Annotated in this window: 12 protein-coding genes; 6 read left to right on the top strand and 6 right to left on the bottom strand. The window is 64.1% G+C overall.

Going from position 1 to position 12,897, the window contains the following annotated elements:
- Positions 1-4 precede the first annotated feature (4 nt).
- Genes AQZ50_RS00500 through AQZ50_RS00490 form a run of 3 tightly spaced genes read right to left on the bottom strand, consistent with a single transcriptional unit; the run spans position 5 to position 3,531 of the window.
- On the bottom strand, positions 5-1,222 hold the full coding sequence (locus AQZ50_RS00500; protein WP_067741134.1) for a hypothetical protein: 1,218 nt from the start codon (positions 1,220-1,222) through the stop codon (positions 5-7).
- A 3-nt stretch (positions 1,223-1,225) separates the two neighbouring features.
- Positions 1,226-2,485, bottom strand: a complete 1,260-nt coding sequence (locus tag AQZ50_RS00495) for a sulfotransferase family protein (RefSeq protein WP_067741131.1) — start codon at positions 2,483-2,485, stop codon at positions 1,226-1,228.
- A complete protein-coding gene (locus tag AQZ50_RS00490; protein WP_231730034.1) occupies positions 2,482-3,531 on the bottom strand; it encodes a zinc-dependent alcohol dehydrogenase in 1,050 nt (349 codons plus the stop codon). The genes AQZ50_RS00495 and AQZ50_RS00490 overlap by 4 nt, the downstream gene beginning before the upstream one ends.
- Positions 3,532-3,647: 116 nt before the next feature.
- Between AQZ50_RS00490 and AQZ50_RS00485 the strand changes: the two genes are divergently transcribed.
- Both AQZ50_RS00485 and AQZ50_RS00480 read left to right on the top strand, forming a co-directional pair.
- Entirely contained in the window at positions 3,648-4,277 is a 630-nt protein-coding gene (locus tag AQZ50_RS00485) for a TetR/AcrR family transcriptional regulator (RefSeq protein WP_067741128.1), read from the top strand.
- A gap of 108 nt (positions 4,278-4,385) precedes the next feature.
- The gene (locus AQZ50_RS00480; protein WP_067742268.1) at positions 4,386-4,889 is read left to right on the top strand and encodes a nuclear transport factor 2 family protein; all 504 of its coding nucleotides are present in this window, start codon (positions 4,386-4,388) and stop codon (positions 4,887-4,889) included.
- Here AQZ50_RS00480 and AQZ50_RS00475 read toward each other — a convergent pair whose 3' ends face one another.
- Positions 4,890-6,626 carry an N-acyl-D-amino-acid deacylase family protein gene (locus tag AQZ50_RS00475; protein WP_067741126.1) on the bottom strand — a complete coding sequence of 579 codons (1,737 nt, stop codon included), beginning with the start codon at positions 6,624-6,626 and terminating at the stop codon, positions 4,890-4,892.
- Entirely contained in the window at positions 6,626-7,480 is an 855-nt protein-coding gene (locus tag AQZ50_RS00470; RefSeq protein ID WP_067741123.1) for a hypothetical protein, read from the bottom strand. The genes AQZ50_RS00475 and AQZ50_RS00470 overlap by 1 nt, the downstream gene beginning before the upstream one ends.
- 334 nt (positions 7,481-7,814) lie before the next feature.
- Between AQZ50_RS00470 and AQZ50_RS00465 the strand changes: the two genes are divergently transcribed.
- The 4 genes from AQZ50_RS00465 (at position 7,815) to AQZ50_RS00450 (ending at position 11,913) form a co-directional block, all read left to right on the top strand.
- On the top strand, positions 7,815-8,735 hold the full coding sequence (locus tag AQZ50_RS00465; protein WP_197412343.1) for a VOC family protein: 921 nt from the start codon (positions 7,815-7,817) through the stop codon (positions 8,733-8,735).
- A gap of 15 nt (positions 8,736-8,750) precedes the next feature.
- Positions 8,751-9,944, top strand: a complete 1,194-nt coding sequence (locus tag AQZ50_RS00460) for a flavin-dependent monooxygenase (RefSeq protein ID WP_067741120.1) — start codon at positions 8,751-8,753, stop codon at positions 9,942-9,944.
- 21 nt (positions 9,945-9,965) lie between these two features.
- Positions 9,966-11,051 carry a 3-ketosteroid-9-alpha-monooxygenase, oxygenase component gene (locus tag AQZ50_RS00455; protein WP_067741117.1) on the top strand — a complete coding sequence of 362 codons (1,086 nt, stop codon included), beginning with the start codon at positions 9,966-9,968 and terminating at the stop codon, positions 11,049-11,051.
- A 94-nt stretch (positions 11,052-11,145) separates the two neighbouring features.
- Positions 11,146-11,913: an SDR family oxidoreductase gene (locus AQZ50_RS00450; protein ID WP_067741114.1), complete on the top strand. Its 768-nt coding sequence runs from the start codon at positions 11,146-11,148 to the stop codon at positions 11,911-11,913.
- A 50-nt stretch (positions 11,914-11,963) separates the two neighbouring features.
- Here the strand turns inward: AQZ50_RS00450 and estDL136 are convergent, their stop codons facing one another.
- On the bottom strand, positions 11,964-12,896 hold the full coding sequence (estDL136, locus tag AQZ50_RS00445) for a chloramphenicol hydrolase (protein ID WP_067741111.1): 933 nt from the start codon (positions 12,894-12,896) through the stop codon (positions 11,964-11,966).
- Between the last annotated feature and the right edge of the window lies 1 nt (position 12,897).

Genomic DNA, 12,897 nt, shown 5'->3' with positions numbered 1-12,897 from the left:
GCCATCAATCCACGAACTGGCCGGTCAGCACGGCCTGTGCGGGATCGAGCGTACCAACGCCCGCCAGCGGCGCGCGCCACAGCCGCACCGGCACAGTCCGGGTGGTCTGCACCAGCCGCAGCCCCCAGATGCCGCGTTCATGGCCATAGGAATTGATCCAGTTGCCCCCCGTGCCCGGATCGTGTTCGGCGATTACCACGCGCACCCGGCCATCGGGTTCGGCACGGTGGCGGGTGTTGTTGATCCAGCCGTTGCCATCTTCAAACGTATCGAGATTTTCCTGCCACATATTGCACACCTGAAAATTCCAGTATTCGCACGGCGGCGGGGTGAACTCGAGCACCAGGGCCTCGTCCAGCCGCTTTTCCCAGCCGCCGAATGCGACATGCCGATCGGGCACGCCGCCATTCGACAGGTATTGCGCGCGGCTGTAGTCCAGCCGGTTCAGCCGCGCGGCAAAGTTGCCCTGGCTGCCCTGCCACCAGTTGCGCACCAGTTCGGCGTAGCCGAGCACGGCTTGCCCGGTCCAGGCGAGGCCGTCGGCGATCAGCGCGGGGGTGATCGGTTCGGGCGCGGCATGGTCCATGCGTTCGATCGTCATGGCGGGGGCCACGTCCTGCGTGCGGTCGCGCCAGGTCAGGCGGATCAGGATGCAATTCGTCTCGGGCGAGAGCTTCAGCCAGGTCTTGCCAGGCCCCGGATTGTGCTGCGACGCGATCACTTCGAACGTGCCGTCTCTGCCCACCGGGATCTGCTGGCTGGCGAGAAAGCCCGTGGTCTTGAGGTTGCCGGGATCGAACCGCGCCAGTCCGTCCAGTCCTTGCGGCGCCCAGTCCTCGGCGCCCGGAGTCGGCGGGGCAGGGCAGGTCAGCACCGCCATCACGAAATAGGGGATAGTGCCGCGCGTGCCGGTGATACGATAATCGCGTGCCGCATCAAACTGGCACATCAGATGGTCCTGATCGACCGTCTGGACATTGATCGACTGGCGCCAGACCATGTCACGCAAACGCGGCCGGGTCGGTTCGGCATTTTCGATCAGGCGTTCCATGCTCGAACGGGCCAGCCGGGTCATGAACCTGTACCATTCGGCGCGGTCGAGATCGGACAGCGGCCCGTCAAAGGCCTCGATATGTCGCCCGGCGCGTTTCAGCGTGTCGCAGAAATCGTCCCATGCCTGCCCGGAATTGAGCCGCTGGCGCGCGGTTTCGTGGCGGTTCATCGCCTAGGCCTCCTGCAACACGGGGAAACGGTCGTAATAAAAGGCGAAACGGCGCCGCAGGTCGGCAAGGTCCACGCCAAACGTGCCTTCCAGGTCATAGATCACCCGGCCTGCGGCATGGCGCGGGTTTTCGGCGAGATAGCCGTTCAGCCGCGCCTCCGCTTCGTCCGTCAGCGGCAAGCCGGCGCGGGCATAGATCGCGCGCGCCATGCCCGGCTGATCGGCCATGTATTCATGAAACAGCACATCGATCGACTGGCCCGCCGGCCAGACTTCGCGGGTTGCGACACAGGCGCGCAACAGCCGTTCGATCCGGTCGATCCAGTGGCGTGCCAGCCCTTCAGGATCGGTCGGCTGGCGACGGATGCGGTCGGAATAGCCCAGCATCGTGGTCAGCGAGCGCAGCACGTCGACCGGATCGCGGTGCGTGATGACCATCGTCGCGTCGGGAAACACCGCCTTGATCGCGGCCAGGTTTTCCATGTGTTGCGGTGATTTCAAGAGCCAGCGCCGCCGCCCCGTTTCGCCCCGGTACCACGACAGCACTTGCAGCACCTTTTTCTCATAAGCATAGGATCCGGTGCGGTCGTGCGCGAAATAGTGGTCGATCCAGCGCGGCAGGCGGGCCTGGAATTCCCAACTGTAGCAATTGAGATCCATGAACAGCAGTTCGTTGTCTTCGTGGATCCCGGTCGCCGCCATTTCATGCATCGCCGCCATGTGCGGCAGCAGCGCGCCGAATGTCGCCCAGACTTCGGCCGATCGGGCAAGGCGCGGATCGGCTTCTCCATGTGCGATCTGCACCGCAGGAACCGGCTCTTCGGATTCCCACAGTGTCAGGGAATTGAGCCGGTCATCGCGCGCCAGCCAGTTGACGAGGTGGGTGGTGCCCGATCGCGGCAATCCGGCGATGAAGATGGGGCGTTCGATCGCAATGTCGCGAATTTCCGGATGGCGGCGCACCAGATCGTCGACACGCAGGCGATTGGCCAGCGCGCGGACGGCATTGCCGACAATGGTGATGCGCCCGCCGCGCGTCAGCCCTTTGTCCTCGTACAGCGCTTGCAGCGTGACCGAGAGCCGTTCAAGCAGCCCCGGCGCCCCATCGTCGTCGAATTCGCGCAGCCCGGTTTCGGCCACGGCGCGTTCGATCACCTGTTCGGCGGTCAGATAGTCGGGAAAATCAGCCGGTCCCTCGCGCGCGGCAATCAGGCCCGGGGTCATGACCGGGTCGGCCATGTCGCGGATCACGATATCGGTCATGCCGCACCTTCGGGAAAGGTCAGCATGACTTTCGCCGCCTTGTCCGCATCGGCGGCCATGGCAAGCGCCTCGGCAAAGCAATCAAACGGATAGCTGTGGCTGATCAGCGGGGCGAGCGCGGCGCCATTTTCGGCGATCATCGCCAAGGCCTCGGCAAATTCGCGTGGGCGATCGTCGGCGATGGCCCCGGCCAGCGTAATCTCGTTGGCCATCAGGCGGAACAGGTCGATCGGCAGCGGCGCCTTGTGCAGCGCGATGACGGCCAAGCGCGCGCCTTTTTTGGCATGGCCGATCGCCTCGGCCAGCGCGGGGCCTGATCCTGCCGCATCGACAAACACATCAGTGCCGACAAATGGCGCGCCAAAGCGATTACCGGCCCCGTGCCATCGGCCAAGCGCCGCCGACAGCGGTTCGGTCGTGACATTGACGGCCAGGCTCGCGCCCAGCGCGCGGGCACGTTCGAGCCGACTGTCCACCCGGTCGAAAATCGCGATCCGGCGTGCGCCCATGTGGTGCAGCAGCGCGACCGTGCACAGCCCGATCGGCCCCGCGCCCAGGATCGCGACAGAATCAGCCGCAGTGGCGCAGACCATGCGCAAACCGTGCAGCGCGACCGACAGGGGTTCCGCCAGCGCCGCGTCGGCAAAGGAGACATGATCGGGCAGGGGAAACAGCGTGTCGCCCATTTTCGCCGCGCCGACCCGGATATAGGGCGCCATGGCGCCATCCGGCCCGCCGCCGCCGATATAGGCCCGGTCGGGATTGACCGCGACGCGCGATCCCGTCGCCACGCCGTCGACGCCCGATCCCACCGCAACCACGGTTCCGGCGAATTCGTGACCGATCGGCAGGGGGTGAAGCAAGGGGTGAACGCCATCGAGGCTGCCCTTGGCAATGTACCCCAGATCGCTGCCGCAGATGCCGCAGGCGGCCACGCGTACCAGCACTTCGCCGGGGCCAGGCAAGGGCACCGCGATGGGGTCGAGCCGCACATCGCCCGGCCCATGCACATGCGCGGCCATCATGGTCGCAGGCTGCATTGCCATTGTCCTCTCCCAGGGGGCGGCACGTGGATTGCGCCTTGTCGGGCCTTATAATATACTTGAAAGTATATTTAGCAAGCGGGATTGCTTCATGCAGCGGCGCAAGCCATGGAGAGCGCGTGCCACAGGAAAAAACGCCTACGGCCCGGCGCGGGCGACCTTCGGCGGATCAGACCCGGCTGCGCATGGCGCATCTGATCGGGGTTGCGCGCACAATCTTTGTCGCGCGCGGTTATCGCCTGACCACGATGGACGAAGTCGCGGCCGCCGCCGGGATCACCAAGCGCACGCTTTACGCCTGGCATCGTGACAAGGCGGCGCTGTTCCGGGCCTGCGTCGTAGCGGGGGCGGAACGCTTTCCCGGGCTGACGCCTGCGAGTGACGGGGGCGGCGACGTGCGCGGCGCGCTCGAACGCTATGTCATGGCGCTGCACGGTGAACTGACGCGCGAGGACAGCTTTGGCATGGGCATGCTGAGCATGCGCGAATCCGCCGAATTTCCCGAACTGGTTGAAGCCGTGCAGCGCGGGCATCTCGATTACATGGTCGAACCGCTGGCACGCTGGCTGCGCGGGCATGGGCTCGAAGCGGCGGGCAGTGTGGAGCGGACCATGCTGTTTCTGGCCATGGCGCTGTCCCCGATGCACAACACCATGATGGTCGGCCTGCCTTTGCCCGGTCGCGACGATCTGGCACGGCACGCGGCGCGCTGTGTCGCGCTGTTTCTCGACGGGGCCCTGAAGGCCTAGCGTGATTTGCGATTTTGTGCGCAACTGTGGATACATGTCGCCATGATTTCGGTATTTGCGTAACATTTTGCCGGACAATGCCGCGAATCATGCCAATGGGAGAGAATGATGCCTGTCACGATCGAGGATCTTGCCGCACGCCTTGCCGCGTTGGAGGACAAGGAGGCGATCCGTCGCCTGAAATCGCATTATCTTCGGGCCTGTGACCTGAAACAGGTGGATCAGGTGCGCGACTGCTTCCTGCCGACCGGCGTGCGCATCGCCTATCAGAACTTCCCCGAATTTTCCGACCGCGACGCGTTTGTCGCGATCTTTGAACAGATGGCCTGCCAGGGCGGAGTCTATGACTTGCACCACGCCACCAACTGGGAAATCGATCTGGTCGGCCCCGATGAGGCGCACGGGCTGTGGTCGCTCAATTTCCGCACCATTCTGACCGGGCCACGTCAGATCGTGCGGCTCGCGGTGGAATACGAGGATGTCTATCGCCGCCACGCCGGACGCTGGTGGATCGCGCAAAGCGTCAGCCGGGTCACGTCGATGGTGACCGAACAGATCGGCGAAGACGGCAGCGTGACCGTGCTGGCGCTGGCCGAACCGCCCGCCGCCTGATCAGGCCGGGAGCGGCTCTGCGGGCGCCGATTGCGATCCGCGCACCACGCGCCCCGGACGCGCACCGGTCGAGGCATCGTGGCGGCGGATCACCCGGCCATTGACCAATGTCGCAACATAGCCGGTGGCCGCCTGGTCCAGCCGCCGGCCTTTGCCCGGCAGATCGAACCGCACCACCGGCGCATGGAGCGACAGCGCGGCGAGGTCGATCACATTGACATCGGCCTTGAAGCCGGGGGCAAGAATGCCCCGGTCGTCCAGCCCCATGACTTTGGCGGGCTTGGCCGACAGCGCATGGATCGCCTCGGCCAGTGACAGGCGATCGCCGTCGCGATCGCGCACCCAATAGGTCAGCAGGAACGTGGGATAGCTGGCGTCGCAGATCGCGGCATAATGCGCCCCGCCATCGCCCAGTCCCATGACCGTGTCGGGGCGGCGCAGCAGCGGCAGCAATTCGTCCAGTCGCCCATCGTGGAAATTGCCGAGCGTGTTGAGGATCATGCCCTGCCCGTCGCGTTCCATCATCGTGTCATAGGCCACCTCTTCGGGTGATCGGCCTTGCGCGCGGGCCAGTGCGGCAATGCTGGTTTCGGGCGCGGGTTCATAGCGGGGCGGATCGCCGAACGGAAACATCCAGTCCCAATTGCGCGTCAGCATCGCCAGCGGATGCCCCGCCTGCGGCATTTCGGCGATCAGTGCCGCGCGAAATGCCGGGTCGCGAAGGTGTGCCAATTGGTCGTCCAACGGCAGGTTCGCAATCGGCAGGTACGTCGGGCAAAGGCAGAACGCGTGCGTCGACAAGGCCCAGCCTGAAATCATGCCGATCGGGCGCGGCAGGATCTGCGGCCAGACTTCCACGCCGCGCGCCCGGGCGGCATCGACCACCTTGAGCGCGCTCTCCCAGATTGGCGGGCCGCTGTTGCTGACCGCAAACGTGAATGTCGCAGGGCGTCCTGCGCTTTCGGCCACCGCCAGCAGCTTGGGCAATTCGTCTTCCCAGGCGGCAAACGGCGCATCCAGCACCGCCTGCAACACGCCTTTTCCCGCATCCTTGAGCGCGCCGGCGATCGCCTGCAATTCCTCCGGATCGGCGCCATAGGTCGGGATCAGCTCGCCCGCCTTGGTGCGATGGATGTTGAGCCGCGACGTGGCAAAGCCGATCGCACCGGCGGCCATTGCCTCGCCCGCGATCCGGCGCATTTCGGCAAGGTCGCCTGCCGTCGCGGCTTCGCGCGCAAGCGCGCGTTTGCCCATGACCCATACGCGCAAGGGGCTGTGCGGCAGGAGGCAGGCGACATCGATGTCGCGCGGGCGGGTTTCGAGCGCGTTCAGATATTCGGGAAAGCTTTCCCAGTCCCACGGCAGTCCTTGCGCCATGACCACACCGGGAATGTCCTCGACCCCTTCCATCAGGCGGATCAGCGCGTCGTGGTCAGCAAGTCGGCAAGGGGCAAAGCCGACCCCGCAATTGCCCATGACCACCGTGGTCACGCCATGGCTGGAACTGGGCGACATTTCCTCGCCCCAGATCGCCTGCCCGTCGTAATGGGTGTGTATATCGACGAAGCCGGGGGTGACGATGCAGTCTGTGGCATCGATGGTTTCGGCAGCGGTTCCGGCAAAGCGCGGGCCGACCCAGGTCACGCGGTCCCCCGTCAGCGCGACATCGGCCACGAACGGTGCGCCCCCGGTGCCATCGACAACGATGCCCCCGGTGATGAGGAGATCGGCGCGCATCAGGCAGGCTCCATCGCAAGCGGGGAGGCGGGCAGCGGGCCACGTTCGGCCCAGAAGGCGCCTGCTTCGTCGGTATCCACATCGACCGCGCCGCGCACACCCAGCGCCGCACGGGCCTCGTTCAGCGGCAAGTGAAAGTGATCTTCCAGCCGCGCCAGGAACAGCGCATCGCTTTGCTGGCCCACGCGCATCCCGCGCTGGATGGCGTTGACGCACGTCGGCCAGACGTGCGGGTAATGCAGCATCGTGCGCACGGTATAGCGCAGCGATCCGAAAATCTGGATCATGCTGAGTTCTGCGGCCAGTTCGGGATTGCGGATGAACTTGAACACGTTGGTCAGCCGATACCAGTAGGGCACCAGTTCGCCCATGAAATTGAACCCGCCGCCGGTCAGGATATGTTCGAAATCGTGCGTTTGCCCCGACCGCAAGTTGTAGAATTGCAACTGCGTCTTCGGCTCGCTCCATGGCACGATCTGCAGCTCGTAAGCGCCGCGGGTCATTTGGGTGTAAAGAATGCCGCCCAGAGATTCGGGCGCATATTTCGAAAAATCCTCGATTGTATAAGTCGAGACAAAGCCTTCCTTGAACCAGGCGTCGAGCGCGGGGTTTTCGCGCCGTTCCTGGTCAAACATCGCCTCGATCCGGTCGTGGTCGCGCAGCGATTCGAGGATCGGCAGGAATTCGTGCATTTCCGCCTGGGGCGGCATGTCCGGCCCGTTGCGGCGCAACAGGATCATCGCCAGCCATTCGCGCAAGGCCGGGTTGTTGAGGTATTTCGACGAACTGACCAGCACGCTGGATGGTGTTTCCACCGGCATCCAGCCGCGCGCGAGATAGGGAACATCGACCATTACCGGGCTCCTCTGGACAGGATGTGCCGGGGGGCTGGCAGTCTGGTGGCCATGGCAAAGTCTCCCGGTCATGCCTCGTGGCAGTCCTTGTGTGGCCGCCATCTTGCCGATCAAGCTAACCCACGATTCGCCCGTGATCAACAGGGTGCGTTGAAAATCCGTTCCGGAAAAATGCCTTGAAAGGCATTGTTGGCGTATCATCAGCCATATGCGGAACAAAAAAGATAAATAATTACGCATTGCTCCATAAAACTTGATTCGCGTCAATTTCCCGGCTCCGCCTTGGCCGCATAATCGTGCCCAACAACCCGTCCTGCGGGAGAGGAACGCGATCATGGACATTGCCGCGCTGGCTTATAGCGTCGTTACCGCCACCGACCTGGAAAGCTGGGTGCGGCTGGGCGAGGATATCGCCGGTTTTTCTGCCACGCGTCTGCCCGGCGGCATCGCGTTGCGGCTGGATGATCGCGCCGGGCGCATCTTTGTCGAGCAGGGCAGGGATGATTGCTATGCCGCCAGCGGCTGGGAAGTGCGCAGCCGCCGCGCATTCGACGCCGCGATCGACGAACTGGCCGGTCACGGCGTGACAGTCCAGCCCTCGACGCAGGATGAACGCGCGCTGCGCCATGTCATCGACATGGCCTGGTTCACCGATCCTGCGGGCAATCGGCACGAACTGGCCTATGGCTATGTTTCCGCGTTCGACCGGTTTGTCTCGCCCGCCGGGGTGCCGGCGTTTGTGACCGGTGATCTGGGCTATGGCCATGCCGTGCTGCCCGCGCCCAATATTGCACAAACGCGCGATTTCCTGATCGATGTCATGGGCTTTGGCCTGTCGGATTTCATGGTTCACCGCCCGCTGGGGCCCGGTGGCCCGGAAATGCGCATCGATTTCATGCATTGCGGCAATGCCCGCCATCACAGTCTGGCCCTGTTCGAAGGGGCAGTGCCCGCAGGCTGCGTCCACATGATGGTCGAAGTGCCGACGCTCGACGAAGTCGGCCGTGCCCATGACCGGATGCTGAAATCCGGCGCGCGGCTGATGGCGACGCTGGGCAAGCATACCAATGATCACATGACCAGTTTCTACATCCAGACACCGGGCGGCTTTGCGCTCGAGTACGGTTTCGGCGGGCTGCAAGTCGACTGGGCGCGGCACACCGAGTTTGAATTTACCGAAGTGAGCCTGTGGGGCCACGATTTCAGCGTCGGCTTTGGCGCCGACGAAAAGGCACAACTGGCCGACGCGGCCTGATCCGGGAGAGATGCGATGACGGTAATCGAGGCAATCAAGGTGCCGACTGCGGACGAGCTGGTCGCGCGGGCCCAGGCGCTGGTGCCGGTCTTGCGCGAACGCGCTGCGCAGTGCGAGGCCGGGAACCGGGTTCCTGCGGAAACGATCCGCGATTTCCAGGATGCCGGGTTTTTCAAGATCCTTCAGCCGCTGCGCTATGGCGGGTATGAGCTGGACCCGGACGTGTTCTATGCGGTGCAGATGAAAGTGGCCGAAGGCTGCATGTCTTCGGCCTGGGTGTTGGGCGTCGTCGCCGTGCACAACTGGCAGCTCGCGCTGTTCCACCCCCAGGCGCAGGACGATGTCTGGGGCGATGATCCGACCACGCTGATCTCTTCGTCCTACATGCCGCGTGCCGAAGTGACTCCGGTCGATGGCGGCTACCGCGTTTCGGGCCGCTGGGGCTTTTCCAGCGGGGTCGATCATTGCGAATGGGCATTTCTGGGCGGGCTGGTGAAGGATCCCGAAACCGGCGTGCCTGATTTCTGGACGTTTCTGGTCCCGCGCAAGGATTTTACCGTCCTGCCGATCTGGAACACGATCGGGCTGGGCGGCACCGGCAGCCATGACGTGACAGTCGACGATGCCTTTGTCCCGGCGCACCGCACGCACCGATCGAAAGACGGTTTTGCCCAGACCAACCCTGGCGCGAAGCACAATCCCGGCCCGCTCTACAAGCTGCCGTTCGGTCAGGTGTTTGTTCGCGCGGTGTCGTCCTCATCGATCGGGGCGCTGCAGGGCGCGCTCGACGTGTTTGAAGCGACCGGGGCAAAGCGGAAAAGCAACAACACGCTGGCAAGCATTGCGGGCGATCCCGACGTGCAGGGCGTGATCGCGGAAACCCGCGCCGCGATCGACGAGATGAAGACTGTCCTGTTCCGCAATTTCGGCGTGCTCAATGCCTTTGCGCGCAAGGGGGAATCGGCGGATCTCGAAACGCGTTTGCGCTTTCGCTATCAATCGGCGCAGATTTCGGGTCGTTGCTGCGAACTGATCAGCCGGATGTTCTACCTTGCCGGCGCCGACGGGCTCTATCGGGGCAGTCCGATCGCACGCACGTTCTGCGACATCCATGCCGGGCGCACGCATGTCGCCAACAATCCCAATACCGTGGGCCGAAATTTCGGGGCGGTCATGCTGGGCGCGCCCAACGCCGACAGCTTCATCTGATCGGGCGGAGGAGATAACGACATGGCAACGACCGCAGAATATGGCCTTGGGCCGCTGGCTTATCCACGCGGCTGGTTCATGATCGCGATAGCCGATGACGTGACCACTGCGCCGCAGCCGGTGCACTTTTTCGGCAAGGAAATGGCGCTTTACCGCGGCAAGGGGAGCGGTCGGCCAATCCTGCTCGATGCGTTCTGCCCGCATATGCGGGTACACATGGCGCGCAACACCACCTCCTATGTGGTCAAGGACGGGAACCAGGTCGAAGGCGATTCGCTGCGCTGCCCGGCGCACGGCTGGCGCTATAATGCGCAAGGCGCATGCGATGACATTCCCTATTCCAACCACGGCATTCCCAAGGCGGCCTGCGTCACGTCTTACACAGTGGTCGAAAAGGCCGGTTGCATCTGGATGTGGCACGATATGGAAGGCGGCGAGCCCGATTTCGATCTGCCTGCCTTTGCCGAATGGGACAGGGAAAATGTCGGGTGGGTCAGGTGGAAGCCCGATCATCTCGGCACGCTGCCGATCCATCCGCAGGAGATCCTCGACAACATGGCAGACGTTGCCCACTTCGTGCCGGTTCACGGCAGCCTGGGCAATGTCTATTTCGAAAACACTTATGAAGACCATATCATGCGCCAGCGGTTCGGTGCCGGGCATCGCACACTGGTCGATACCGCCGCCTTGCTCGAAACCGATACGTGGTACACCGGCCCGGGCATCCTCTTGTCCCGGATGTCCGGCAAGCACCCTTCGGTGATGATGATCTGCAACACACCGGTCAGGGATGGCGAGGTGCGCGTGTGGTTTGCGGTCATGTCGCAGACCGCCGACAACCATCAGCCAACGCGCGAGGAACAGGCGATCGCGCGGGCCTATCACGAAGCGGGGCTGGCTGCCTTTGCCCAGGATTTCGAACTGTGGCAGTACAAGGAAGCGGCGATCACCGTGCTGCAGATTCCCGATGATGGCCCGTTTCACAAGGGGCGCATCTGGTATCGGCAATTCTATAATCCGCGTGACAAGGCGCGCGAGATTCAGCAACGCGTCAACGGCAGCCATGTCACCTTGCGCGGCAAAGGCGAGGTGCGTGAAGTGGCTTGATATTTCGCAATGCCGCTGAATTTTCGGTCATTGACCTTCATTTGCGTCAACGTCTAATCTGTTCATTACGAAAAGATGAGAGAGGATTCGGCGGATGAGTGATTTGGGGATCAATTACGGCCTGAACGGCAAAGTCGCGCTGGTAACCGGCGCAGGCGGCGGCATCGGTCGCGCCGCAGCGCTGGTCTTTGCGCGATCGGGGGCCAGTGTACTCGTCAGCGATGTGAACGAGGCCGGCGGCGCCGAAACCGTCGCCCTGATCGAGGCGGCGGGGGGCAAGGCCGGCTTTTTCCGCTGCGATGTGAGCAAGGCTGACGAGGTCAAGGCCATGGTCGCCGCTGCGGTCGATCGCTTTGGCGGGCTCGATTGCGCCTTCAACAATGCCGGGATCAACCGGTTGGGCGATGATGAATACGATGATGCCATCTGGGAGCGCAACATCGGCATCAATCTGTCAGGGGTGATGCGTTGCATGCGTGAAGAGGCTGCGGTGATGGTGTCGCGCGGCGGCGGGGCGATCGTCAACACGGCCTCGATCAACGGTCTGGTCGGCAATCCCGGGCAACCGGCCTATGTCGCGGCCAAGCACGGGGTGGTCGGGCTGGCCCGACACGGCGCGCTGCGCTGGGCAAAGGCCGGTATCCGCGTCAACGCGGTCTGCCCCGGCGTGATCGAAACGCCGATGACCGCGCCGCTGGTCGCCGATCCGCAAATGAAGGCGGTAATCGATGCGATGACGCCGATGGGGCGCATGGGCACGGCTGCGGAAATTGCCGAGGCGGTGGTCTGGCTCTGCTCGCCGGCAGCCAGCTTTGTGACAGGCCACGCCATGGTGGTCGACGGCGGCAATACCGCGTTCTGATCGAAACTGGACCGCACCCGCCGGATGATCCGGCGGGTACGGTTCCCGGTTCAGGAAAAGGCGGCTTTCAGCCGGGCCCCGGCATCGTCGATATAAGGCAGGGCATCGGGTACGGCTTCGAACATCGAGAAAAAGCCGTGGATCATCCCCGGCGCAACCACGCTGTGGACCGCATTGCCTGCCGCCCGCAAGGCTTGCGCATAGGCGAGGCCTTCATCGCGCAGCGGATCGTATTCGGCCATGATTACCGTCGCCGGAGCGAGGCCGGAAAGGTCGGCCGCGTGCAGCACCGTTGCGCCTTCGACATGGCCTTGCGACAGATCGCCAATATATTGGCTCCAGAACCATTCCATCATCGCGGACGACAGGAAATAGGCCCCGCTGCCATTGTCGACATAGGACGGGCGGGTAAAATCGGCATCGGTTACCGGATAAAGCAGCAATTGATGGCGCAGCACCGGACCGCCCGCGTCGCGCGCGCGGATCGCCACGGCGGCGGCCAGATTTCCGCCCGCGCTGTCGCCCGCGACCGCCAGCCGCGTGCCGTCGATGCCCAGCGCCGCGGCATTGTCGCGCGCCCAGACCAGCGCATCATGGCAATCATCCAGTGGGGCCGGGAAGGGGGCTTCCGGGGCGAGCCGATAGCCGACCGACAGCACCGCCGCACGGCTGGCATTGGCCAGGGCCCGGCATGTGCCGTCATGCGTATCGAGGGTGCCGATGACCCAGCCGCCGCCGTGGAAATAGACCACCAGCGGCGGATTTTCCCCCGCGCCTTCGGGCACATAGAGCCGCGCGGGCAAAGTCCGGCCGGGCAGGTCGATCGCCACGTCGCGCACGGTGGCGACAGCCGGTGGCGGCCCCATCTGCATCGGCCGGTCGTTGATCGCGCGCAGTTGGGGCGCGGTGATCGTGGCCATGTCGACGGGCGGCATCTGTGCGAAAAAGCCGAGCAGCGCCTCGACTTGCGGATTGAGTGTCATC

This window comes from Novosphingobium sp. Fuku2-ISO-50 (genome assembly GCF_001519055.1).
Taxonomy (GTDB): Bacteria; Pseudomonadota; Alphaproteobacteria; order Sphingomonadales; family Sphingomonadaceae; genus Novosphingobium.
This window is presented reverse-complemented; position numbering and strand designations above follow the sequence as displayed.